This is a genomic window from Thioalkalivibrio sp. ALD1, from assembly GCF_000381245.1.
Classification (GTDB): Bacteria; Pseudomonadota; Gammaproteobacteria; order Ectothiorhodospirales; family Ectothiorhodospiraceae; genus Thioalkalivibrio.
Genome location: NZ_KB906244.1, coordinates 25,743 through 47,890 on the forward strand (window position 1 = coordinate 25,743; position 22,148 = coordinate 47,890).

Sequence of the window (22,148 nt, forward strand, 5' to 3'; positions counted from 1 at the left end):
CACGACGCGCCTTGTCTCGGAAAACAGGGGGCACCAACGCGGACGTGCGATTAAATCAGCGTCTCCCTAGGTCAAAGGCAAGTGGCTGCTGAACGTGGACAGTTGCCAGAACAGGGTCAGCAGGGCGATGGGCGCAACATAGCGCAGGATCAGACGCCAGATATGGAAGGCCGCTGTGGGCCGTCCCATTTCGTCGCGAGTGATCGCCACCGGGAGGATCCAGCCGGCAAACACCGCGATCAGCAGGCCGCTGACCGGCAGCAGGATGTTGATGGCCGTGTGTTCCAGCAGGTGGTACAGCGTTGGCAGTTCGCGCCCCAGCACGACCAGGTCGATCTGGGCCCAGCCGGCCCCCGTAAACGAGAATATGGTGATCAGACTGAAGCCCCAGATGGCCAGCGCGCTGCCCAGGGCGGCCTGCAGGTTGGAGATACCGAAGTGGTCGTGCAATAGATGCACGAATACCTGGACGTTCGCGATCATGGTGCTGAAGGCCGCGAGGCTTAGCGTTGCGAAGAACAGCGTCGTGAGCATGACGCCCGCCGGGATCGCGGACAGCGCCAGCGGCAGTGCCTCGAACATCAAGCCCGGCCCGGTGGCCGGATCCAGGCCATAGGCGAAGACGATCGGGAAGATCGCCACACCGGCGATCAGCGCAATCACGGTGTCCGCAATCGCGACCCCGACGGCGGTGCCGGCGATGGAGGTTTGCCGGGGCAGGTAGGCACCGAACATCATCAGTACGCTGGCGGCGAGCGTCATGGTGAAGAATGCATGCCCGACCGCGATCAGCAGACTGTGACGGTCGAGGGCGGAGAAGTCCGGACGGAACATGAAGTCCAGGGCCAATTGGACGTCCCCGACCCAGAGACCGCCGACCATGGCGGCCAGCAGCAGGACAAACAGCAGCGGCATGACCAGCGCTACACCACGCTCCAGCCCGTTGCGCAGCCCCAGGGCCACAATCGCGAAGGTCGCCGCGATGCCGAAGGTGGTCCACAGCAACATGCCCGAAAGTGATGTCTGGACGCTCTCGAAGACCGCGATGACCTCGGTTGCATCGATGCCCGTGAAGGCGCCGCCGGCGGCGCGTGGGACATAGGAGAAGACCCAGCCGGCGACCACTACGTAGAACGTCATAATCACGAACAGGGCGATGATCCCGACCCAGCCGACCATCTGCCAGGCGTCGCGCACTCGCGCCTCGCGGGCGACCGCGAGCGCCGCGTATCCAGGGGAGCGGCGACCCCGCCGCCCGATCATGACCTCGGCCATCATGATCGGGATGCCGATCAGCGCGATCGTCAGCAGGTACACGGCCAGAAAGGCGCCGCCGCCGTTCTGGCCGAGGATGTAGGGAAACTTCCAGATGTTGCCGAGCCCGACCGCCGAGGCGGTGGCGGCCAGCACGAACGCATAGCCATGCGTCCAGCGCTGCCGGGTGGCGACGATGTCCATCAGCGGTGGACCGGGCGCGGGTCAGGTAATTACATCGGGTTTGTCGCGCCCGGCCAGGCCCGGGAGATCACCCAGGCGCACGGCGGCCTCGATCAGCGGGCGCAGCAGCTCCTGCGGCTCGCGGTCCAGGTGCTCCGGGTGGGTCTCGTACTGCTCGATGTAGATGCGCAGGGTGGCCCCTTCGGTGCCAGTCCCGGAGAGGCGGAACACGATGCGGGCGCCGCCCTCGAACAGGACCCGCAGTCCCTGATGCTCGGTCACGCCACCATCCACCGGGTCGCGGTAGGCAAAGTCGTCCGTCTCCGCGACACGCATGCCGGCGAGCGACTGTCCCGGGAGGCTCGAGAGCTGTTCACCGATACGCGCCATCACCTGTTCGGCACGGGCCGTATCCAGCGCTTCGTAGTCATGCCGGGTGTAGTAGTGGCGACCGTAGTCGCGCCAGTGGTCGCGCACGATCTCTTCCACCGACTGGCGGCGGGCGGCCAGCAGATTCAGCCAGAACAGCACGGCCCACAGGCCATCCTTCTCGCGTACATGGTCGGAGCTGGTGCCAAAGCTCTCCTCCCCGCACAGGCGGATGCGGCCGTCGTCCAGCAGGTTGCCGAAGAATTTCCAGCCGGTGGGGGTCTCGAAGCAGGGGATGCCGAGCGCTTTGGCGACCACGTCCACGGCCTGGCTGGTCGGCATGCTGCGCGCCACACCCTTCAGGCCGTCGGAGAACGCGGGTATCAGGTGGGCGTTGGCCGCCATGATGGCCAGGCTGTCGGAGGGCGTGACGAAGAAATGCGGGCCCAGGATCAGGTTGCGGTCGCCATCGCCATCGGAGGCCGCGCCAAAGTCCGGCGGGTTACGCCCGTACAGGGCCTCGCACAACTCGCGGGTGTGGGCCAGGTTCGGGTCCGGGTGGCGTCCCCCAAAATCGGCCAGCGGCTCCGCGCGCAGCAGGGTTTCGGCGGGGGCGCCCAGACGGTTGATCAGGATCTCCTCGGCGTAGGGCCCCGTGACCGCATGCATCGCGTCGAAGCGCATACGAAAGAAGTCCGAGCGCAGGAGTTCGCCGATGCGCTCGAGGTCGAACAGCGTCGCCATGTGGTCGGCATAGGCGCCCACGGGGTCGATGATCTCGACCGACATCTCCCCGAGATGGGTGCTGTGCAGGTGGTCGATGTCGACATGTGGCGTGCCGCTGGCGATGCGGTAATGGGTGAGCGACTTGCTGTGCTCGTAGATGGCATCGGTGACGCCGGGCGGCGCGGGCCCGCCATTGGCCGTGTTCAGCTTGACGCCGAAGTCTCCCTCCGGCCCTCCGGCGTTATGGGAGGCCGAGAGGATGATGGCGCCTGTGGCACCGCGCGAGCGGATCAGGTGGCTGGCGGCCGGGGTCGACAGCAGTCCGGCGTGGCCGACCGCGACCTTCTTGACGCCGTTGGCCGCAGCCATGCGCAGGATGGTCTGGATCGCCTCGCGATTATGGAAGCGGCCATCCCCGCCCAGGATCAGTTCTCCTTCGCACAGGCTGGGGTGCGCCTCGAAAATGCTCTGGACAAAATTCTCCAGGTAGTGCGGTTGTCGAAACTGCCGTACCCGCTTGCGCAGGCCCGAGGTGCCGGGCCTTTGATCGGTAAACGGCCGGGTCGTGACGACACTGATATCCATGAAGTCGTGAGTCCTTGTTGGTTGCACGCCGGTGGTTCCCATCTGACTTGACGGTACCAAAAAGGGCCAGGGGTGTCCCGTGCCGGACGGGCGGTTTGGGTATGGTTTTCGGCAGCCGCTGGCCGCCGGCCAACTCGGGCTGGATGGCGTTGGCCACTGACAAAGCGGAAGGTGGATCGTGGGAAACCGGGCACTCTTTCGTGCGGATTCATTGGCCAGTGTTTGTTCGGGGGCTGTTAGACTGCGCGGCATGTTGCTGGATACCCGCACCCCTGCCCATCTCGAGCCGCGCCCTGTGACCTTCGCGGCGCTGATGGAGATGTACGAGGAGAACTACCTGTCCGTGCGGCGCCTGTGCCCGGAGCTGCACCGCCAGCCGGTACGCTCGGTCTCGCGAGTCGAGGGGGCGCTGGATCTGCACATGGAGGTACTAGAACGCACGCGGTATACGACCACGCTGCGACTGACCTATGCGTTTGCCGGGCGTGACGAACCGCGCCTGCAACCGGATGCCCGGGTGCGCCTGTTCCACGATGCGCGGCAGGCCGAAGTGCTGGGGCGTCACTGCCGGCGCAGTGGCGAGGACCTGGTGATCGACACGATCGCGGGGCACCCGGGGTTGGGCTGCCGCTGGCGGCACAACCGGTTTCTGTTCAAGTGGCTGCGCTACTGCCTGCGCCAGGGCCACCGCTTTCACCCCGACGCCACGGCTGCTCCGCTGGCGACGGACTAGCTTCCTGCCGGAGCAGGCTCGCCGTTCAGGTCAGAAATTCTCGGTGGAGGTGAACAGGCCCACGCGCAGGTCATGTGCCTCGTAGATCGGCCGGCCGTCGACCTCGACGATGCCGTCGCCAATACCGAGCACCAGCTTGCGCGAGATCACCCGCTTCATGTCGATGCGATAGGTGACTTTCTTCGCGGTGGGCAGGACCTGACCGGTGAACTTCACCTCGCCCACACCGAGTGCGCGGCCGCGGCCGGGGTTGCCCAGCCAGGCGAGGTAAAAGCCGACCAGCTGCCACATCGCGTCGAGTCCCAGGCAGCCGGGCATCACGGGATCGCCGGGGAAGTGGCAGGCGAAGAACCACAGGTCCGGGTCGATATCCAGCTCGGCGATCATCTGGCCCTTGCCATGCTCGCCGCCGTCGCTGTTGATCTCCAGGATGCGATCCATCATCAGCATGTTGGGGACCGGCAACTGGGCGTTGCCCGGGCCAAACATGTTGCCGTAGCCGCAGGCCAGGAGTTCGTCGCGATCGTACTGATTCTTCTGCATGGGGGCGCCGCTCGGGGAAAAGCCCGGTATTGGACCGAAACCCGCGCGCAAAAGCAATTCCGCCGGTCACCGACGTGGCGCGTTCGCGGCCGCTCAGCCGCGGACGTCAGGCATCGCTGGGGTAGCGCAACAGCTCGGCCAGCGTGTAGAAGCGCGACCCGCGCAGGTAGCCCGCCTGGATGTCGGCCACCAGCGCGCCGGGGCGGCCTTCGGCGTCCCGATCGGCGATCCAGCCCGCGGGCAGGGTGTCGAGAATATGAGTACAGGCCAGGCGGCCGTCTTCCAGATGGCTGGCATGCACCTCGCCGGTACCGCGATGGCGAAAGGCGGGCAACCAGCCAGCAGTGAAACCGGCGTCCAGCCAGCCGGGTTGTCCCATGCGTTCGGGAGCGGCGACGGGAAGTAGGTCGGTCTGCAGCATCTGAAGTTCTCCGGGGATTTACCCTGCTATCGGCGTGCCCACCGCAAACTTGAGTGGCAGGGAAGCGCTGCTTGATGTGCACACCCGCGTTTGGGCGGCTTTCGTGTGCGAACAAGGCGCGGTGACCGCCATGCAGGGATTCTGCACAAGGGAGCCGCAATGCTCTTCCCGCGCCCGTTGCACGACGCGCCTTGGCTTGGAAAACCTGGGTACCAGCGCGAGCGTGTTCATTCATCAGCGTTTCCCCACGGTCCTCGCGCGTCGAACGGCGGGATCGGCCATAATCCGGCGGGGAGAGGATCGGCGACGGGTGAATGGTCGTTGCCAACCGTGCAGGGGTGGGGCTCGGTACATCCGGGGCACAGACAGAACCGATGAGGGGGTGGCGTGGCTATCACGATCCTGATTGTGACTCTGGCGATCATCGTCGCCATCGTGCTGCTGGACTGGGCGCGGAATCCGGTACGCGCTGTACTGTTCGCGGTTACCGGCGGACTGGTGCGCGTGATGTGTGCCCTGCGGCGACACCTCGTTCATCTGCGGGACGCCGTAACGGGCTGGCATCGCCGCTATCTGGCGCGTCTGGAGGCTGATCGCATTCACGGGGCAGTGGAGGCCCTGGAGCGTCGTTATGGCCATCTGGTGGGGCATGACCTGGCGCAGATGCCGCAGCTTCGCCAGGAGGCGACCGATACCTTGCGTGCCCTTCGCGAGGCCTACGAGCGGGACGAGACCCGTCTGCTCGATGAACCCGCCTGGGTGAGCCGTCTCGAGGCTCTGGCGAGCACGCCCGTCAGCGATACGCCCCAGAGCCAGCGGCTGGCCCAGGATATCCAGGAGACGATCCTGCGTATCGCGCGACTGGGCATGGAAGAACACCGACAATTGTCGCAGGGCATGCTGGCCGCCCGGCGGCGGCTCGAGACTCCGGTGGATCAACTAGTCGATCGCCTGGAGGGCCTGCAACGGCGTTTGGGTGACTTGCTCCGCCAGGGCGACCGTCTGGACCGCGCCTTGACACGTTGCGAGCAGACCGAACCCTCGGTTCGGCATCAACTGCCGTCGTATGTCCAGGCACTGAGCCAGGGGCTCCTGGGGGTGGTGGGACTGGTGCTGACAGTTCTGGCGGTCACTGTGTACCACCAGCTTTTCGGGCCGCCGTTCGCCGGGCAGTTCCCGGGGGCGGACGACGGTGGGCCCGGGACGCTGTCGGATCGAATTATCGCGCTGCTGCTGGGGATCGCGCTGGTGAGCGGGTGGTTGCTGGCCGAGAGTCGCGGGGCAATCCGGCTGTTGCCGCAGGCGGTGATGGAACGCGACAACTGGGCCCGCATGGGGCTGGTGGTCACGGCATTGATGGTGCTCGCCGCCGTGGTGGTGCTGTCGGGCCTGGCCGGTTATCACCTGGAGTGGGTCCGCTACCGCAACGAGCTGTTGGAGACCCTGATGGCCGGGGAAGTGGCGCCTCCACCCACGTTGTACTGGACCGAACAGATGGTCGGTGCGGCCATCGGGTTGGTGGTGCCGCTGGTGGTGGCGCTGACGCCGTTGTGGCTGGTATCCCTTTTGCAGGCGATACGGGTACTGATCGGGGGCGTGCTGGGCATCTTGCTCGCGCTGCTGACCGGGGTGCTGCACCTGCTTGCCGTGGTCGCGCTGCAGTTGCGGCGCCTGTTGCCTGCGCTGTTCGAACTGGTGACCTTTCCGGCACGCACGGTGCGCGAACGGCTCACGGGGCGGTCGATGCCGGCCCGGGATACGGAGGCCGGAATGTGATCCGGATCACCCCGCAGGCGGTGCGTTCCCGCGAGCCGCGAATGCCACTGTAGAATGCGCCCCCCGGCCATGATGGCGACGCTCACTCAATGGCCGGATCGGGCAACCAGGTGAGAGGCAGGAAATGGGCATGCAGATGCAGCGGGTGATGCGCGGGCTGATGGTATCCGGGATTCTGATTCTGGGTGGCTTGACCGCGACGGCGGTGATGGCCGAGACCACGCGTTTCGTCAGCGACGAACTGGAAGTCGGGGTGCGCAATGGCACCGGACCGAACAGCCGAATTATCAGTTCTGTGCGTTCGGGGCAGGAGGTCACGGTGCTCGAGGAGAGCGGCGATGGCCATACCCGTATTCGCCTGCCCAGCGGTACCGAGGCGTGGATCCTGACGCGCTATCTGCAGGACGAGCCGCATTCCCGTGAGCGTCTGGAAGAGGTCGAGGCCGAGCTGGCCGAGATCCGCTCGGGCGCGGACGACCAGGAGGGACGCATCGCCGAGCTCCTGGATATCCGCAACGAACTCGAGTCCGAGCGTGACGGACTCGAGGTGCAGGTTGCGGATATGGAATCGGAGCTGGAGGAGTTGCGCGAGGTGGCGGCGCGGCCGCAGGAGATCCAGCGAGAGAATCGTCGACTGGAGGGCGAACTGGTCGAGGCCCGTGATTCCGCGGACGAGTACCGTCGCCAGGTCGAGGTGATGCAGGCCGACAGCCAGCGGCGCTGGTTCATGACCGGTGCGGCCGTGACCGTCGGCAGCCTGATTCTCGGCATCATCCTGACGCGCATCCCGCTGCGCCGCCGCCGAAGCGACTGGTACTGATCCCGCGGTCACCCCAACTCTGCCGCGAGCAGGCGCTGAAACGTGTCCCGATTCGCGTTTCTTGCGTGGCGGCGGTTGAGCCATTAGGCTTTCGCAGCTGTTTTGAAGCCGTCGCCGGTGGTCCTTGGTGACGGACGCAACTCCAGTAGCGTGATTCCCGGCAGATCGGTCGGTGTCACGCGGATAACGCCCGACGCAAAAGGACTCAGCTGGCCGGATGCTCTACGCAATTCTGTCAACATTTCTGGTGGCCGCGATTGCGCCCGCGGTCCATCGCGTCACCGGTCGCGCCAGCGGCTGGGTGCTGGGGCTCCTCCCGGCGGCGCTGTTCGTCTATTTCCTGAGTTTCCTGCCCGCGGTTTCGAGCGGGGAGTCCATCGTACTCAGCTGGCCCTGGCTGCCGGGCCTGGATATCCACCTGTCGTTCCTGGTGGATGGCCTGTCACTGCTGTTCGCGCTGCTGATCTCGGGCATCGGGTTCTTCATCGTCACCTATGCCGGGCGCTATCTCGAGGGCCACCGAGACCTCGGGCGGTTCTACGTAATCATCCTCGCCTTCATGGGCTCCATGCTGGGGCTGGTCTTGGCGGACAACCTGATCGCGATGTTCGTGTTCTGGGAGCTGACCAGCATCACGTCCTATCTGCTGATCGGCTATAACCACGAGAACGCGGACGCCCGCAAGTACGCATTGCAGGGCCTGATTGTGACCGTTGGTGGTGGCCTGGCTCTGCTTGCAGGGATTGTCATGCTGGCGATGGCCGGCGGCTCGTACGAACTCTCCGAGATCCTGGCCAATGGCGATGTCGTCCGCGAGCACTCGCTGTACCTGCCATTACTGATCCTGATACTGATCGGGGCCTTTACCAAGTCGGCACAGGTCCCGTTCCACTTCTGGCTGCCGCGCGCGATGGCCGCGCCGACGCCGGTCTCCGCGTACCTGCACTCGGCCACCATGGTGAAAGCCGGGGTCTACCTGCTGGCGCGCCTGAACCCGTCGCTGGGCGGCACCGAGATCTGGTTCACCACGCTGGCACTGTTCGGTGCGATCACGATGTTCACCGGCGTCTTTCTGGCCTTCCGCAGTACTGGGGTGAAGCAGGTTCTGGCCTATTCCACCGTGATGGCACTGGGCACACTGACCATGCTGATCGGTATCGGCACCGAGACCGCGCTGATGGCCGCGATGGCCTTCCTGTTGGCGCATTCGTTGTACAAGGGAGCCCTGTTCATGGTCGCCGGCATCCTCGACCACGAGGCCGGGGCCAAGGACTTCCTGCAGACGGGCGGGCTGCGCACCGCATTACCCGTTACCGCGGCCTTTGCGATCCTCGCCGCGCTCTCGCTGGGTGGGGTGATCCCGCTGTTCGGCTTCGTAGCCAAGGAGCTGATGCTGGAGTCGGTGCTCGAGGCGCCGGGTCTGGTGGGCATCCTGACGCTGCTGGCGGTGCTGACTGCAATCCTCGGCGTGGCGGTGGCCGCGATCGTCGGTATTCGGCCGTGGTTCGGGGCTCGGGTGGAAACACCCAAGACCCCGCACCACGAGGCGCCACCGGCGATGCTGGCCGGCCCGGTCGTGCTGGCGAGCCTGGGCCTGATCTTCGGTCTCGGGCCGGGGCTGGCGGACGAAGGGCTGGTCAACGCCGCGGCGGCGAGCGTGCAGGGCGCGCCGGTGGATGGCTACCTGGCGCTGTGGCACGGCATCAACTGGCCGCTGGCGATCTCCGCGTTCAGTCTGATCGCGGGTGGTCTGCTCTACTGGCGCTGGGAGCAGGCGCGCCGGGCCCTGGCCTGGGTGGACCAAGCGGCCGAGTACGGCCCCGAGAAGGGCTACTTCAAGATGATGGATGGCCTGGTCTGGTTCTCCGAATGGCAGACCCGCGTGCTGCAGAACGGCTATCTGCGCTACTACGTGATCGTGATCGTCGTGATGACCGCGGGCCTGGTCGGGGTGACTGCACAGCTGTTTGACGTGAGTGTTGGCACGGTGCACTTCGAGCGTCTGCGGATCCACGAAATGGCGATCATCGCGGTCCTTGCAGCCTCGATGCTGTTTGCGGTCACGACGCGCTCGCGTCTGGGCGCGGTGGCGGCACTGGGGTCGCTGGGCTTTACGGTGGCGCTGGTCTACGTCCTGTACAGCGCGGCCGACGTGGGGATTACCCAGGTGCTGGTGGAGACCCTGACGGTGATCCTGTTGGTGCTGGTGCTGGTGCTGTTCCGCCTGCCGGGGTTCCTGAGCCTGTCGTCCAGCGCGCTGCGGCTGCGCGATGCCGGGATCGCGCTGATTACCGGTGGCATGATCACGCTGCTGATGTTGAGCACACTCGATGCGCGCCTGTTCGATTCCATCGCGCAGTACTTCATTGAGGAGTCGGAACCCTCTGGGTACGGCCGCAACATCGTGAATGTGGTGCTCGTGGACTTCCGGGCCCTGGATACGCTGGGCGAGATCTTCGTGCTGGCTCTGGCGGCGATCGGGGTGTACGCGATGATCCGCTTCCGTGCGGAGGACCGCCGATGAATATGCATTCGTTGATCCTGCGTACGGCCGGGCACTTCCTGCTGCCGCTTCTGCTGCTGTTCTCCGTGTTCCTGCTGCTACGCGGGCACGACGAGCCGGGTGGCGGCTTTATCGGTGGTCTGGTCGCGGCCGCGGCGATCGTGCTGTACCTGTTTTCGATGGATATCCGTTCCGCGCGCAAGGTGCTGCGCGTGGACCCGCGGGACCTGCTGGGGGCCGGTATGGTGCTGGCGGTCGTCAGCGCGTTGCCCGCAGCCTTCCTCGGACAGGCGTTCTTCACCGCCCAGTGGTGGGAATTCACGGCCCCGGTCTTCGGCGAGATCAAGCTCTCCACCGTGCTGGTCTTCGATATCGGCGTCTATCTCGTCGTGATCGGGTCGGTGCTGACGATCATGCTCAATCTGGCGGAGGCGGAAGACTGATGGAAGTCGTCATGTCCTTCGTGATCGGCGGCATGTATGCCGCTGCGATCTACATGATGCTGCGGCGTTCGATCGTCAAGCTGGTGATCGGCCTCGTACTGTTGTCGAACGCCGCCAACCTGCTGATCTTCACGATGGCCGGAATGCTGCCGGGCGCCCCGCCGCTGATCCCGCCGGGCGCCACGATGCCCGAGGGGTTGTCCGCCGATCCGCTGGCACAGGCGGTGGTGCTGACCGCGATCGTGATCGGCTTCGGCGTGCTGGCCTTCGCCGTGGTGTTGATCCATCGCGCCTACGAGGTCGTGAAGGCCGATGACATGGACCAGATGAAGGACACGGATCGATGAATATGTCCGTTGCCCTTCCGGTCATCATCCCGCTGCTCGCCGGCGCGCTGTCGGTGATGTTCTGGCGCTCGCATTTCGCCCAGCGCGCGCTGGGTGTGCTCGGCACAGGTGCGATGCTGGCAGCCACCGTCTGGCTGCTGCTGGAGACCTGGGAACACGGCCACATCGTGATGGAGATGGGTTCCTGGCCGGCACCGTTCGGGATTGTGCTGGTGTCCGACATGCTGGCCGCGATCATGGTGGTGCTGAGCGGCATCATCGGGTTTGCGACGGCGGTCTACTCCCTGTCCGGCATCGGCAAGATGTCGGAGAAGTTCGGCTACTATCCCCTGCTGCACCTGCTGCTGGCGGGGGTGAACGGCGCGTTCCTGACCGGCGACATCTTCAACCTCTACGTCTGGTTCGAGGTGATGCTGGTCGCGTCCTTCGCGTTGCTGATCCTGGGTGGTGAGCGCGCGCAGATGGAAGGGGCGATCAAGTACGTCACCCTGAACCTGCTGTCGTCGATGATTTTCCTGACTGCGATCGGCCTGACCTACGGTCTGACCGGTACGCTGAACATGGCGGACATCGGCGACAAGCTCTCCACGGTGGAGGATACCGGGCTGATCACCGTGATCGCGATGCTGTATCTGGTCGCGTTCGGGGTGAAGGCGGCGGCCTTCCCGTTCTTCTTCTGGCTGCCGGCGTCCTATCACACGCCGAAGGTCGCGGTCTCCGCGCTGTTCGCGGGCCTGCTGACCAAGGTCGGGGTGTATGCGCTGTTCCGTGTGTTCACGCTGATCTTTAACCAGGATGTGGATTACACCCACGAGATCCTGCTGTGGGTCGCTGCGGCCACGATGCTGACCGGCGTGCTCGGGGCGGCCGCCCACTACGAGTTCCGGCGCATCCTGTCGTTTCACATCATCAGCCAGATCGGCTACATGATCATGGGACTGGCGTTGTTTACGCCGCTGGCGCTGGTGGGTGGCGTGTTCTACATCATGCACCACATCATCGTGAAGGCGAATCTGTTCCTGATCAGCGGGATTACCTTCGTGATGAAGGGCACCCATGAGCTCAAGCACATGGGGGGCATCTACCGCACGAACCCGATGCTGGGGGTGCTGTTCCTGATTCCGGCGCTGTCGCTGGCGGGTCTGCCACCGCTGTCCGGGTTTTTCGCCAAGTTCATCATCATCCGCGCGGGCATCGAGGCCGAAGCCTACTGGGTCGTGGCCGTGGCACTGGTGGTTGGTCTGCTGACGCTCTATTCGATGATCAAGATCTGGGCCGAGGTGTTCTGGAAGGCGCAGCCGGAAGGGGTCGAAGACGAGCTCCGTGATGTCAGCTCCGGCCCGATGATCTGGATGTGGGTGCCGGTGATCATGCTCGCGCTGATGACCGTGGCCATCGGCCTGTACGGCGAGCCGATCTATCAGATGGCGGCGATGTCGGCGGAACAGTTGCTGGATCCGTCGCAGTACATCGAGGCGGTCCTCGGGGAGGCACGGCAATGATCGCGCTGACCTGGAATATCGCGCTGGCCCTGATCTGGGTGTTCCTGACCGGCAACTTCACCGGGGGCAACCTACTGATCGGTTTCTTCCTCGGCTATGTCCTGCTGGCATTCGCACTGCGCGACATGCCGGCGTTTGCGAGCTACGCCCGCCGGGTGCCCCGATTCTTTGCCTTCATTGGGTTCTTCCTGTGGGAGTTGTTCCTGTCGAACCTGAAGGTCGCCTACGATGTCATCACGCCCACGCACCACATGGTGCCGGGCGTGATCGCCTTCCCGCTGGATGCACAGACCGATGGCGAGATCACCATCGTCGCGAACCTGATCTCGCTGACGCCGGGTACGCTGAGTCTTGACGTATCCACAGACCGGAAGGTGCTCTACATCCATGTGATGTACCTGGAAGACCGCGACGCGGTGATCCGCTCGATCAAGTATCTGGAACACCGGGCCCTGGAGGTCCTGCGTTAGCGGGGGCACAGATGTTCGAAATCGCCATCATCGTCGCCAATGTCCTGCTCAGTATCTCGCTGGTGCTGGGGTTCTGGCGTCTCTATCTGGGGCCGACGCTGCCCGACCGGGTGGTGGCGCTGGAGCTGATCGCGTCGCTGACCATCGGCTTTATCGCCGTGTACGTGATATCCAGTGGCCGGACCCCGTTCATCGACGTGGCCATGGTCCTGGCGCTGACCGCATTCCTCGCCGCGATCGGCTTTGCCCGCTATCTGGAGAAAGGGGGGCACCGCGAAGATGATTGAGTTGATTACGGGCTTTTTCCTGGTCTCCGGCGCTGCGTTCATGGTGGTCGCGGCACTCGGGCTGGTGCGCATGCCGGATCTCCCCATGCGGCTGCATGCCACGACCAAGGCCGGAGTGCTTGGTGCCGGTCTGATGATGGTCGGTGTGGCCATCTACTTTGGAGAGGGGGGGGTGACCGCCCGTGCGGTGGCCGTAATCGGCTTTCTGCTGCTGACCGCCCCGGTGGCCGCGCATGCCATCGGCCGCGCTGGGTATTTCGTCGGTGTTCCGCTGTGGGAGCGTACGCGTTCCGACGAGCTGAAGGGGCGCTACGACGAAAAGACGCACACGCTCGCCTCGCCGCCGGAGATGAACGAGTCCTCGCCGGACGACGAACCCCGTCGGTAGGGCTCGCTACGGCGTGATCCATAAAAAAGCCGGGACACAAGGTCCCGGCAATGGGCACAGTCGCAGGAAAGAAGTACGACTGGAGGTCACTCTGTCATCAGCACGGGCTCAGGCCGCCTGATGGGTTTCCTTCGCCTCGCGGGCGGCCTTGGCCTCTTCCGGGGAATACGCCGCACCCGACCAGAGCATCTCGTAGGCGATCTCTTCGTTACCGTTTTCGCACAGCTCCAGGACCTCCTGGAAAAGCGGCTGGAAGGTCTCGCTTTGGTGCGAGGCCTCGTGCTCCTCGAAGCTGCGCCAGAAGGTGATGATCAGCGCCTCCTTGTCCTTCATCGGGCTCTCCACGGCTTGGCCGATGGTGGAGCCTTCGTTGGATACGGCTCCGGAGTTCAGCGCGACGAAGCCGCCAACGAAGCCGGTATCCGAGTGATAGGTCTTCACGTTTTCGCACAGCATGGCGACACGCTCCTGCAGGTCATCGATGCTGTACTCCGGCTTCAGGATCACCCGGTTGATGGTGACGACGCCGTCGGCCGGGAAGTTGTGGATCAGTTGGCTCATGGTTGTCCTCCTTTCGGGAACGGGTGCCCAGCTGCGGGCACGGCTTGTCGGTTAGTTAGTTACCAACTTCTAATAAATAGTTCCCGAGTAATTTACTCAAGAATGGGCAGGGCACAACATGACCGCGTTCCCGCTTGGGCCTTGCACCTCGGGGCGGTGCGGTCTACCTTGCCGACTTCCCCATCTGGAATGCGTTCATGTCCGATCGCGAACTGAAGGATTTGCTCTATGACCAGGTCGCACGAATCGGCAAGGCGGCGTCCAGTCCGAAACGACTGGAACTGATCGAGATCCTGGTTCAGGGCGAGAAGAGCGTTGATCACCTCGCGGCGGATGCACAGATCAGCGTCAAGCTGGCCAGCGCCCACCTGAAAGAGCTTCGGCAGGCCCATCTTGTCGAATCCCGGCGCGAAGGGCGACGCATTTTCTATCGCCTGGCAGACCCGCGTGTCGCGGACTTCTGGGTCGTTTTGCGGGAGCTGGCCGAGAGCCGGTTGCTGGAGTTGCAGGGCGCCGTGCGCGATATGGCGGCCAGCGCCGGCGATATGGTCCCGCTGAGCGGTCGGGAGTTGCTGGAGCAGGCACGCAAGGGCGAGATCATCGTGCTGGACGTTCGCCCGGACACCGAGTACGCCACCGCGCATCTGCCACATGCCCGCTCCATCCCGCTGCGCGAGTTGAAACAACGTCTGGACGAACTGGCGCCGGATGTCCCGGTGGTCGCGTACTGCCGGGGGCCGTATTGCCTGATGGCGCGCGACGCGGTTGCGATTCTGGGCGAGCATGGTTTCCGCGCGGTCCGTCTTGATGAAGGCGTGGCCGAATGGCGCCATCAGGGGCTCCCCCTGGAACAAGGGAAACACTAGTTAATGTTTCCCTAGACCCTTCCGGGCGCTGAAGCCGCCTTGTGGTGGCGATGCCGGTTCGCTTTCTCCGCGTCAGCGCCCCTAACGGCGACGCCTGCCCCGCGTGCAGTCGGGCGTTCGTCCGTTTCCTGCGCTGGACCCCATCTGCATTGGTCAGAACATATTTGACATCCCCTCGGCTGCGGAATAGTTTATATTCTAACGAATATTAGACTAAAACCGTGCCCGCCGGGGTCCGTTCGGTTGCGGAGGGGCTTCCCCGGAATGGAAGCAACCGTATTCCCTTTCTCGCCGGATCCTTGTTGTCATCATGGATGATCCAGGAGGTATGTCATGTTTTTCCGTCAGTTGCCGACTACAGAATCGTCATTGTCCTATCTCTTTGGGTGCGGGTCGCTCGGCAAGGCAATCGCAGTGGACGTCGTCGAGGGTGATCAAGAGTGGTTCCTGGAGCAGGCGCGCCAGATCGGCGTCGAGATCACGCACGTGATCGATACCCATGTGCACGCCGATCACTATTCCGGTGGACGTGATCTGGCAGAGCGTGCCGGCGCGAAGTACTGCCTGCATGAATCGGATCGCGAGGTGGTCGAGTTCGATTTTCATCCCCTGCGCGACGGCGACCGGATCGAGGCCGGTAACGTCGAAGTAGAGGTTGTCCACACGCCGGGGCATACGGAGGACAGCGTGTGCCTGCTGGTGACCGACAAGCGTCGCGGCGGCCAGCCCTGGTTCGTGCTGACGGGTGACACGCTGTTTATCGGGAGCGTCGGGCGCCCCGACTTGGCCGGGCAGGAGCGCGAGATGGCCGGGCGGCTCTACGACAGCCTGCATCAGCGGCTGCTGGGGCTGCCGGATGAGCTCGAGATCTATCCGGGCCACTATGCCGGAAGCGCCTGCGGCGCGGGTCTGTCGGGCAAGCCGTCCTCCACCCTGGGTTTCGAGAAACGCTTTAACCCGGGGCTCGCATTCAGCGATCGCGATGCGTTCGTCGACTTCCTGACGAGTGACATCCGCCCGCGACCGGCGGGCATGGATGCCTATGTAGCGGCCAATATCGCGGCCTGAGTAGCGCAAGACAAGGAACTCTGATGAGCGATCCATCCAGGGCCGCGCAGGCCTATGAACACCTGACCCACGGGATCCGCGAGAACCTCGGGCAGTTCGGGCAGCAGCTGATCCAGGTCTTCTTTGTCGGCCTGACGATCGGGATGATGCGCACCGTAATCCCGGCGCTGGCCGAGGACGAGTTCGGCGTGGCCGAGGGTTCGTTCATGCTGTTGACCGCGTTCGTCGTCGCATTCGGCGTGGTCAAGGGCGTGCTCAATTTCGTGGCCGGACGCCTGTCCGAGCGCATGGGGCGCAAGACCGTGCTGATGCTCGGCTGGATGGCAGCCATCCCGATCCCGTTCATGATCCTGTACGCCCCGTCCTGGAGCTGGATCGTGGCCGCCACCATCCTGCTGGGCGTGAACCAGGGGCTCGCCTGGTCGATGACCCAGACCGCGAAGATGGACATCACCCGGGGCGACGAACGCGGCTTCACCATGGGCATGAACGAGTTCTCCGGCTATGTCGGGGTGGCCGTGGCCGGGATCGTGACCGGCTATATGGCCGCAGCCCTCGGGCCGCGCATGGGGGTGTTCGTATTCGGCGTAGTCGTGATCGCGATCGCGATCCTGATGACCGCACTGTGGGTGCGCGAGACCCTGGACTGGGCCAGGGCCGAGGGGGTACGGCATGCCGCCGGGCAATCCACCGGGCCACAACCGCGCTATCCCAAATCCATCGCCGATAAACCGACCACCTGGGAGGTGTTCACGCTGATGTCCTGGCGTGACCGGCGCATGGCCGCGTTCAGCCAGGCGGGCCTGGTGGAGAAGTTCGTCGATGCCCTGGTCTGGGTGTTCTATCCGGTATTCCTGTATCAGCAGGGACTGAGCCTGGCCGCGATTGGCTGGGTCGTCGGGATCTACGGCTTTGTCTGGGGTGGCTCGCAATTCGCCACCGGCAAGCTCTCCGACCATGTGGGACGGATGCAGCCCATCGTCTGGGGCATGTGGATCTGCGGCGCGGGCGTGGCCCTTACGCTGCTTGGCGAGGGGGTCATCTGGTGGTCGTTCGCGGCGGCCGTGACCGGCCTTGGGATGGCGCTTCTGTATCCCAACCTGAGCGCGGCGGTCGCCGATATTGCCCATCCGAACTGGCGCGGCTCGGCGATCGGTACTTACCGCTTCTGGCGCGATCTCGGCTACGGCGTTGGTGCGCTGGGTCTGGGGATTGTGGCCCACATCGGGGGCTCGGTCACGTGGGGCTTCTGGTTCGTGGCCATCGCCATGTTCCTGTCCGGCGCGCTGGTGCTGCTGTGGGGGGAGGAGACCCACCCGCGGCTGAATCCCGAGAAGGATTAGGTCCGTACGTGCGGCGCGCCTACCAGCGCGCCTTGTCCCACATCTCGGGATTGGCCCAGAAGCGGGCATTCAGCCAGTCCGGCGTCAGCTTGTAGTCGTACAGGCTGGTGCGGTAGACCGCATGATCCGGTGCGGCCGATTCGGCGTCCAGGTCGCGGCGAAAGCCCAGTGCCAGAAAGTCGTTCAGCCCCCAGCGTTCGTCGTCCAGCCGATGCAGGATCAGGACCTCGTCGGCCCAGCGATCCCGCAGCCCGCCGAGCAGGTGCTGGCCGGTCGGGATATCCAGCTCGCTGAGGGTGTCCAGTAGCAGGACCATTGGCACGCGGGATTCGGGTGGGTGTTCGAGAAAGACCTCCACGGTGATCTGTTCCAGCCCCGGTGGGCTGTCCGGTGGCTTGGCCCCGGCCGCGAGCAGAAGGGCCCGACCTTCGCGCAGGCGGCGCGGCAGATGTCGGCGCAGGGCATCAATGTCGATCAACGCAGGCCTCCTTGGTGATTCCCGTCGCCTGTGCCGACGGCGCGTTCGTTATACTCTAAATCACTCCCACTTCTACTGCGGACCCGTCAGAAGGAAGCCCCCTCATGTCCAAGGAACTGCTGACCGAATTCCTCTCCAAGCACCCGATCTCCGCGTCCCTGACGCCTGCGGAGGTCGAAGTCCTGCTCGAATACCTGGAGGTGGTGGAGACCCACCACAAGCAGGTGATCGCGGATATCGGCGAGGTGGGCGAGTCGCTGTTCTTCGTGGTGAGCGGGACGGCCGCGCTGTATCACGACGACGGCAGCCAGGAGATCGAGGTGGGCCGCATGCAGACCGGCGAGCTGGCCGGTTCGATGTCGTTCTTTGACCGCGTGCCGCGCGGCGTGCGCATGCGTGCACTGAGCGACAAGACACGGCTGCTGCGCCTGTCGCGCTCGATGTACGACCGCCTGCGGGTGGAGAACCCGTATATCGCGGTGAACCTGCTGGAGTTCGCGATCATCAGCCTGGATCACCTGATCCGCCGGGTCTCCGAGGATGTGGCGACCTATGCCCACTACCTCTATTCCCCGGGCAAGAAGTAAATCCCAGGGGACCGCCCATGCTCGCGTCCCTGCAAACCATCGCGGAACACCTGCTGTTGCCGCCAGGGCTGGGCATCGCCCTGACGGTACTGGGTGTGCTGTTGTGGCGGGCTGACTGGCGTGGTGGTCGGCCGCTCCTGGCGCTTGGGCTACTGGCGCTGGTGCTGCCCAGCCTGCAGGTCGTGGCGCAACCCCTGGCTGATACGCTGGAACGCGAGGTTCGTGACAGCGTACTGGCGACCGGGCGGGCGGATGCGATCGTGATCCTGGGCGGTGGTCGCTGGGTGGGCCGTGCGGAGGACGCCGGACATGATGCCCTGAACCCCCGCACCCACGAGCGTGTGCGCGAGGGCGCGCGACTGCACCGTGCGACCAACCTGCCCATTGTGGTTTCGGGTGGGGCGCCGAGAGCGCTGTCCGGGCGGCGTTCGGAGGCGGAACTGATGGCCGCGACCCTGCAACAGGATCTCGGCGTCTCGGTGCGCTGGCTGGAGAATACCTCGCGCAACACCTGCGAGAACGCCACGCATACGCGCCAGCGCCTGCAGGGGCAGGGCGTGGAGGCCGTGCTCGTGGTGACCCAGGCGATGCATCTGCCGCGGGCCCTGAAGTGTTTCGAACGCGCCGGATTCGACGCCTATCCAGCGCCTGCCGGCTTTCGTGGTAGCACCGGTGACCCGCGCAGCCTGCGCGACTTTCTGCCCACGGCCGAGGCCATCGAGACCTCGCGCTTTGCCCTGCGCGAGTGGCTGGCGCGGGCGGTGTTGCCCCTGCGCGAACGTCAGCGCGGCAGTTCGGGAGACTGAGGCCCGTGCCCCGTCCGGTGTGCTGGATGCTGGCGGGGCTTTGCGCGGGCGGCATCGTGGCGATGCCGTTCCCGGTGGTGGCCGAGCCCGATGTGTCCTTCGGGGCCGATCTGAATATCGAATCGCTGATGCACGAGGCCCTGAGTGCCGAGGGGCTGAGTTCCCGCGTTGGCTGGCGCGACGGTCGGCTGAGCCTCGATTTGCGCGCCGAGCGTATCGAGTTGCCGGACCCGGTGGGCACGCTGACGGCCGCGCGGGTGGAGTGTGCCGATCTGCGCCTGACCCGGCGCGAAGTGGCCTGCGATGATGCGCGCCTGTGGGGGCGCTCCGGCGACCTGCGCCTGGACGGGCATCGCCTGTCGCTCGCCTGGGGCCGCGACAGCGGCCATCTGCGGCTGTCCGGGGACTGGCCCGGGTGGTTCGGTGGGCGCGGAAGCCTGCGCGCGGATTTCGCCCCCGAGCGCGGCTGGGATATCGACGCCCGGCTGCAGGGGATCGATCTCCAGGCGCTGGCCGCATTCGACCGTTTGCCCGTCGAGTTGCCGGTGGCCATGGAAGGTGGTCAGGCCGACCTGGACCTGCGGTTGCGCCCGGACGGTTGGGCCACGGCGCGTCTGGCGCTGGAAGATGTTGCGTTCAGCGATCCGCTGGGCCTGCAGGCCGGCGAGGAATTGCGCGGCCAGGCGCAGTTGTCCGGCGACGGTACGCGGTGGGATCTGGATCTCGCGCTGGACGGGGGCGTCGTCTACATCGATCCGTGGTTCGTGGATCTGGATGAGGAGGGCCCGGTGGAGATCTCCCTGAGGGGAGTGGAGGGAGACCCCGAGGCCCTGGCATTACGCATGGACGCGCTGAATCTTCGCTACGGCAAAGCCCTGGAGGCGCGAGGCGAGGCGGTGGCCTTTGACCCGGAGACGGGGCTGGATGGCCTCTTTCATGGGCAGGTCCATGCACTCGCGCCCGTCTACGACTCCCTGCTGGCACCTTGGCTGGCCGGAACCGTGCTGGGGAATCTCGCCACAGGGGGACAGATCGCAGGGCATGTGGAACTGGCGGGCTCGCAGCCGCGCCGCGCGGATCTGGAATGGTCGGAACTGGATGCCAGCGATCGGCGGGGGCGTTTCGGCCTGGCCGGTGCGCGCGGGGCACTTGACTGGTCGGCCGCCGAGGCGGGCAGTCCCGGCACCTTTGCGCTGGATGCTGCGCACCTGTACGGGCTGCCGTTCGATGCGTTCGAGGCGCAGATCCGTACCCTGCCGGCCGGCCTGGAGCTGCTCGCCGCAACCGAGATCCCCATTTTCGATGGCGGGCTGCGCGTCGGGGCTTTCGAGTTGCGACAAACGGACACGGGGCCGGATGTGCGCTTCGAGGGGGGTATTCGCGCGATCAGTCTGGAGCCGCTGACCGAGGTGCTGGGATGGCCGCGGTTCTCCGGACAGCTGGCTGGAATGATTCCCCGAGTGCGCTACGAGCGGGGGGACTTGAACGTGGATGGGCGTTTGCTGGTCCAGGTGTTCAACGGCGAGGTTGTGCTGCGCGACGTATACATCCATGACCTGCTGGGTTATGCCCCGGAACTGGGCCTTTCGGCCGAGATCCAGCGGCTGGACCTGGATCCGCTGACACAGGCGTTCGACTTTGGACGCGTGCAGGGTCGCATTTCCGGGCACGTGCGCGACCTGGTGATGGTGGACTGGTCGCCGGTGCACATGGATCTGGAGTTGATGACGCCGGAGCGCGATCGGGGGCGCCGGAGGATCAGCCAGCGTGCGGTGGAAGACATTACCGAGCTGGGCGGTGGCTTCCAGGCCGCGGCGTCCTCGATCTTCCTGCGGGTGTTCGAGAACTTCAGCTACCGCCGTCTCGGATTTCGCTGCGAGCTGCGTGGCGAGGTCTGCACCGCATCGGGTGTGGCCGATCGGCCTGATGGCGGGTTTGTGCTGGTGCAGGGCGGGGGTATCCCGCAGATCCAGGTCATCGGCTACAACCGCCGAATTGACTGGCCCGAGCTGATCGGCCGCCTCGCGACTATCCAGGCGGGTGATGGGCCGGTCGTGCATTAATCATTGTTTCTTTAAGGAGACGCTGATTTAATCGCGCGTCCGCGCTCGAGTCGCTTTTGCGTGGGAACAAGGCGCGGTGACTGCCGTGCAGTCATTCTGCACAAAGGAGCCGCAACGCCGTTCCCGCGCAAAAGCGGCCGAGCCCCTGCTTTCAATAGCTTGTGGGGTTGGTGCCCCCTGTTCCCCGATCCTGCGTTGCGCCGCTTGCGGGTAGAACCACTACCCGCTGCACGACGCGCCTTGTCTCGGAAAACAGGGGGCACCAACGCGGACGTGCGATTAAATCAGCGTCTCCTTAAGGTGCTCGGTGTTTGGTTGCCGTTCAGGATGATGGTGTAGATTGATGAACATGCGGGATTGACCGCCTCGAAAAGGGACGTACGGCATGAAGGCTTTGTGGAGTATTCCGGGACTGGCACTGGTGTTCGCCCTGATGGCGGGCTGTGTGACCATCAATATCTATTTCCCGACGGCCGCGGCCGAAGAGGCGGCACGTGCGATCGTGCGCGACGCATTGCAAGTGGAAGAAGGCACACCGGAATCGGAGGGGCCATCCGAAGCGGAGCCCGGTGCGATGCTGATGCCGCGCAATACGCAGGCGAATGCCAGTCTCCCGGTCCCGGTGCTGGCGTGGGTGCTGGACCGGGTCGTGAGCCCGGCTGCCGCGCAGAGTCCCGACCTGCAGATCCAAACCCCGGCGATCAACCGTATCCGCGCTTCCATGCGTGAGCGGGCCCCGGAGCTTTCGCCCCATTTCCGCAGCGGGGCAATCGGCTTCGGGCGTAATGCCGATGTGGTGATCCGTGATCTGTCCGAGGTCCCGCTGCGTGACCGCAGCACCGTACAGCGGCTGGTGAGCGAGGAAAACTCGGATCGCGACTCGCTCTACCGCGAGATCGCGCGGGCGAACGACCGCCCGGACTGGGAGGACCGGATTCGCGAGACCTTCGCACGGGTCTGGGTGGAAGAGGCACCTTCCGGCTACTGGTACCAGGATCGCAAGGGCCGGTGGCAGCAAAAATAGCC

23 protein-coding genes are annotated in these 22,148 nt (G+C 65.0%); 17 read left to right on the top strand and 6 right to left on the bottom strand.

What is annotated here, in order from left to right:
* Nucleotides 1-66 precede the first annotated feature (66 nt).
* Nucleotides 67-1,458, bottom strand: coding sequence for a sodium-dependent transporter (locus F623_RS0108860; RefSeq protein ID WP_018868531.1), 1,392 nt, complete (start codon nt 1,456-1,458; stop codon nt 67-69).
* A gap of 21 nt (nt 1,459-1,479) precedes the next feature.
* Nucleotides 1,480-3,117 carry an alpha-D-glucose phosphate-specific phosphoglucomutase gene (locus F623_RS0108865; RefSeq protein WP_018861708.1) on the bottom strand — a complete coding sequence of 546 codons (1,638 nt, stop codon included), beginning with the start codon at nt 3,115-3,117 and terminating at the stop codon, nt 1,480-1,482.
* A 250-nt stretch (nt 3,118-3,367) separates the two neighbouring features.
* Here F623_RS0108865 and F623_RS0108870 point away from each other — a divergent pair, with 250 nt between their 5' ends.
* The gene (locus tag F623_RS0108870) at nt 3,368-3,850 is read left to right on the top strand and encodes a DUF1249 domain-containing protein (RefSeq protein ID WP_018861709.1); all 483 of its coding nucleotides are present in this window, start codon (nt 3,368-3,370) and stop codon (nt 3,848-3,850) included.
* A 30-nt stretch (nt 3,851-3,880) separates the two neighbouring features.
* On the opposite strand, the gene fabA is transcribed toward F623_RS0108870, so the two are convergent.
* Both fabA and F623_RS0108880 read right to left on the bottom strand, forming a co-directional pair.
* The gene (fabA, locus tag F623_RS0108875; RefSeq protein ID WP_018861710.1) at nt 3,881-4,393 is read right to left on the bottom strand and encodes a 3-hydroxyacyl-[acyl-carrier-protein] dehydratase FabA; all 513 of its coding nucleotides are present in this window, start codon (nt 4,391-4,393) and stop codon (nt 3,881-3,883) included.
* Between the two features lie 106 nt (nt 4,394-4,499).
* Nucleotides 4,500-4,814, bottom strand: coding sequence for a hypothetical protein (locus F623_RS0108880; protein ID WP_018868530.1), 315 nt, complete (start codon nt 4,812-4,814; stop codon nt 4,500-4,502).
* A gap of 387 nt (nt 4,815-5,201) precedes the next feature.
* On the opposite strand from F623_RS0108880, the gene F623_RS0108885 reads away from it, so the two are divergent.
* The 9 genes from F623_RS0108885 (at nt 5,202) to mnhG (ending at nt 13,350) form a co-directional block, all read left to right on the top strand.
* A complete protein-coding gene (locus tag F623_RS0108885; RefSeq protein WP_018868529.1) occupies nt 5,202-6,590 on the top strand; it encodes a hypothetical protein in 1,389 nt (462 codons plus the stop codon).
* Nucleotides 6,591-6,720: 130 nt separating this feature from the next.
* Complete coding sequence (locus F623_RS0108890) at nt 6,721-7,410, top strand: TIGR04211 family SH3 domain-containing protein (RefSeq protein ID WP_018861713.1); 690 nt, start codon at nt 6,721-6,723, stop codon at nt 7,408-7,410.
* 217 nt (nt 7,411-7,627) lie between these two features.
* Nucleotides 7,628-9,934 carry a putative monovalent cation/H+ antiporter subunit A gene (locus F623_RS0108895; protein WP_019572172.1) on the top strand — a complete coding sequence of 769 codons (2,307 nt, stop codon included), beginning with the start codon at nt 7,628-7,630 and terminating at the stop codon, nt 9,932-9,934.
* Nucleotides 9,931-10,356: a Na+/H+ antiporter subunit B gene (locus F623_RS0108900; protein WP_018861715.1), complete on the top strand. Its 426-nt coding sequence runs from the start codon at nt 9,931-9,933 to the stop codon at nt 10,354-10,356. Before F623_RS0108895 ends, F623_RS0108900 begins: the two co-directional genes overlap by 4 nt.
* On the top strand, nt 10,356-10,703 hold the full coding sequence (locus F623_RS0108905; RefSeq protein ID WP_018861716.1) for a Na+/H+ antiporter subunit C: 348 nt from the start codon (nt 10,356-10,358) through the stop codon (nt 10,701-10,703). Before F623_RS0108900 ends, F623_RS0108905 begins: the two co-directional genes overlap by 1 nt.
* Nucleotides 10,700-12,205 (top strand): Na+/H+ antiporter subunit D, encoded by a 1,506-nt coding sequence (locus F623_RS0108910; RefSeq protein ID WP_018861717.1) that lies wholly within the window; start codon nt 10,700-10,702, stop codon nt 12,203-12,205. The genes F623_RS0108905 and F623_RS0108910 overlap by 4 nt, the downstream gene beginning before the upstream one ends.
* Nucleotides 12,202-12,675 (top strand): Na+/H+ antiporter subunit E, encoded by a 474-nt coding sequence (locus F623_RS0108915; protein WP_018861718.1) that lies wholly within the window; start codon nt 12,202-12,204, stop codon nt 12,673-12,675. Before F623_RS0108910 ends, F623_RS0108915 begins: the two co-directional genes overlap by 4 nt.
* 11 nt (nt 12,676-12,686) lie before the next feature.
* Nucleotides 12,687-12,962 carry a cation:proton antiporter gene (locus F623_RS0108920; RefSeq protein ID WP_018861719.1) on the top strand — a complete coding sequence of 92 codons (276 nt, stop codon included), beginning with the start codon at nt 12,687-12,689 and terminating at the stop codon, nt 12,960-12,962.
* The gene (gene mnhG, locus F623_RS0108925) at nt 12,955-13,350 is read left to right on the top strand and encodes a monovalent cation/H(+) antiporter subunit G (protein WP_018861720.1); all 396 of its coding nucleotides are present in this window, start codon (nt 12,955-12,957) and stop codon (nt 13,348-13,350) included. Before F623_RS0108920 ends, mnhG begins: the two co-directional genes overlap by 8 nt.
* A 108-nt stretch (nt 13,351-13,458) precedes the next feature.
* On the opposite strand, the gene F623_RS0108930 is transcribed toward mnhG, so the two are convergent.
* The gene (locus F623_RS0108930; RefSeq protein ID WP_018861721.1) at nt 13,459-13,911 is read right to left on the bottom strand and encodes a hypothetical protein; all 453 of its coding nucleotides are present in this window, start codon (nt 13,909-13,911) and stop codon (nt 13,459-13,461) included.
* 197 nt (nt 13,912-14,108) lie between these two features.
* Between F623_RS0108930 and F623_RS0108935 the strand changes: the two genes are divergently transcribed.
* The 3 genes from F623_RS0108935 to F623_RS0108945 all read left to right on the top strand — a co-directional run bounded on the left by F623_RS0108935 (nt 14,109) and on the right by F623_RS0108945 (nt 17,188).
* Nucleotides 14,109-14,777, top strand: coding sequence for a metalloregulator ArsR/SmtB family transcription factor (locus F623_RS0108935; RefSeq protein WP_018861722.1), 669 nt, complete (start codon nt 14,109-14,111; stop codon nt 14,775-14,777).
* A 333-nt stretch (nt 14,778-15,110) separates the two neighbouring features.
* Nucleotides 15,111-15,845 (top strand): MBL fold metallo-hydrolase, encoded by a 735-nt coding sequence (locus F623_RS0108940; protein WP_026279380.1) that lies wholly within the window; start codon nt 15,111-15,113, stop codon nt 15,843-15,845.
* 23 nt (nt 15,846-15,868) lie between these two features.
* Nucleotides 15,869-17,188, top strand: a complete 1,320-nt coding sequence (locus F623_RS0108945; RefSeq protein ID WP_018868526.1) for an MFS transporter — start codon at nt 15,869-15,871, stop codon at nt 17,186-17,188.
* A gap of 19 nt (nt 17,189-17,207) precedes the next feature.
* Here the strand turns inward: F623_RS0108945 and F623_RS0108950 are convergent, their stop codons facing one another.
* On the bottom strand, nt 17,208-17,666 hold the full coding sequence (locus F623_RS0108950; protein ID WP_018861725.1) for a DUF6231 family protein: 459 nt from the start codon (nt 17,664-17,666) through the stop codon (nt 17,208-17,210).
* Nucleotides 17,667-17,770: 104 nt separating this feature from the next.
* Here F623_RS0108950 and F623_RS0108955 point away from each other — a divergent pair, with 104 nt between their 5' ends.
* The 4 genes from F623_RS0108955 (at nt 17,771) to F623_RS0108970 (ending at nt 22,146) form a co-directional block, all read left to right on the top strand.
* Nucleotides 17,771-18,253 (top strand): Crp/Fnr family transcriptional regulator, encoded by a 483-nt coding sequence (locus tag F623_RS0108955; protein ID WP_012982173.1) that lies wholly within the window; start codon nt 17,771-17,773, stop codon nt 18,251-18,253.
* Between the two features lie 17 nt (nt 18,254-18,270).
* Complete coding sequence (locus F623_RS0108960) at nt 18,271-19,059, top strand: YdcF family protein (RefSeq protein ID WP_018861726.1); 789 nt, start codon at nt 18,271-18,273, stop codon at nt 19,057-19,059.
* 26 nt (nt 19,060-19,085) lie between these two features.
* Complete coding sequence (locus tag F623_RS0108965; RefSeq protein ID WP_018868525.1) at nt 19,086-21,122, top strand: hypothetical protein; 2,037 nt, start codon at nt 19,086-19,088, stop codon at nt 21,120-21,122.
* 385 nt (nt 21,123-21,507) lie between these two features.
* Nucleotides 21,508-22,146 (top strand): YdbL family protein, encoded by a 639-nt coding sequence (locus tag F623_RS0108970; RefSeq protein ID WP_018868524.1) that lies wholly within the window; start codon nt 21,508-21,510, stop codon nt 22,144-22,146.
* The last annotated feature ends 2 nt before the right edge of the window (nt 22,147-22,148 follow it).

Bases quoted from the DNA above. Each gene is read 5' to 3' on its own strand.
- F623_RS0108860 (WP_018868531.1), bottom strand. From the start codon at position 1,458: ATGGACATCGTCGCCACCCGGCAGCGCTGGACGCATGGCTATGCGTTC.
- F623_RS0108865 (WP_018861708.1), bottom strand. From the start codon at position 3,117: ATGGATATCAGTGTCGTCACGACCCGGCCGTTTACCGATCAAAGGCCC.
- F623_RS0108870 (WP_018861709.1), top strand. From the start codon at position 3,368: ATGTTGCTGGATACCCGCACCCCTGCCCATCTCGAGCCGCGCCCTGTG.
- fabA (WP_018861710.1), bottom strand. From the start codon at position 4,393: ATGCAGAAGAATCAGTACGATCGCGACGAACTCCTGGCCTGCGGCTAC.
- F623_RS0108880 (WP_018868530.1), bottom strand. From the start codon at position 4,814: ATGCTGCAGACCGACCTACTTCCCGTCGCCGCTCCCGAACGCATGGGA.
- F623_RS0108890 (WP_018861713.1), top strand. From the start codon at position 6,721: ATGCAGATGCAGCGGGTGATGCGCGGGCTGATGGTATCCGGGATTCTG.
- F623_RS0108895 (WP_019572172.1), top strand. From the start codon at position 7,628: ATGCTCTACGCAATTCTGTCAACATTTCTGGTGGCCGCGATTGCGCCC.
- F623_RS0108900 (WP_018861715.1), top strand. From the start codon at position 9,931: ATGAATATGCATTCGTTGATCCTGCGTACGGCCGGGCACTTCCTGCTG.
- F623_RS0108905 (WP_018861716.1), top strand. From the start codon at position 10,356: ATGGAAGTCGTCATGTCCTTCGTGATCGGCGGCATGTATGCCGCTGCG.
- F623_RS0108910 (WP_018861717.1), top strand. From the start codon at position 10,700: ATGAATATGTCCGTTGCCCTTCCGGTCATCATCCCGCTGCTCGCCGGC.
- F623_RS0108915 (WP_018861718.1), top strand. From the start codon at position 12,202: ATGATCGCGCTGACCTGGAATATCGCGCTGGCCCTGATCTGGGTGTTC.
- F623_RS0108920 (WP_018861719.1), top strand. From the start codon at position 12,687: ATGTTCGAAATCGCCATCATCGTCGCCAATGTCCTGCTCAGTATCTCG.
- mnhG (WP_018861720.1), top strand. From the start codon at position 12,955: ATGATTGAGTTGATTACGGGCTTTTTCCTGGTCTCCGGCGCTGCGTTC.
- F623_RS0108930 (WP_018861721.1), bottom strand. From the start codon at position 13,911: ATGAGCCAACTGATCCACAACTTCCCGGCCGACGGCGTCGTCACCATC.
- F623_RS0108935 (WP_018861722.1), top strand. From the start codon at position 14,109: ATGTCCGATCGCGAACTGAAGGATTTGCTCTATGACCAGGTCGCACGA.
- F623_RS0108940 (WP_026279380.1), top strand. From the start codon at position 15,111: ATGTTTTTCCGTCAGTTGCCGACTACAGAATCGTCATTGTCCTATCTC.
- F623_RS0108945 (WP_018868526.1), top strand. From the start codon at position 15,869: ATGAGCGATCCATCCAGGGCCGCGCAGGCCTATGAACACCTGACCCAC.
- F623_RS0108955 (WP_012982173.1), top strand. From the start codon at position 17,771: ATGTCCAAGGAACTGCTGACCGAATTCCTCTCCAAGCACCCGATCTCC.
- F623_RS0108960 (WP_018861726.1), top strand. From the start codon at position 18,271: ATGCTCGCGTCCCTGCAAACCATCGCGGAACACCTGCTGTTGCCGCCA.
- F623_RS0108965 (WP_018868525.1), top strand. From the start codon at position 19,086: ATGCTGGCGGGGCTTTGCGCGGGCGGCATCGTGGCGATGCCGTTCCCG.
- F623_RS0108970 (WP_018868524.1), top strand. From the start codon at position 21,508: ATGAAGGCTTTGTGGAGTATTCCGGGACTGGCACTGGTGTTCGCCCTG.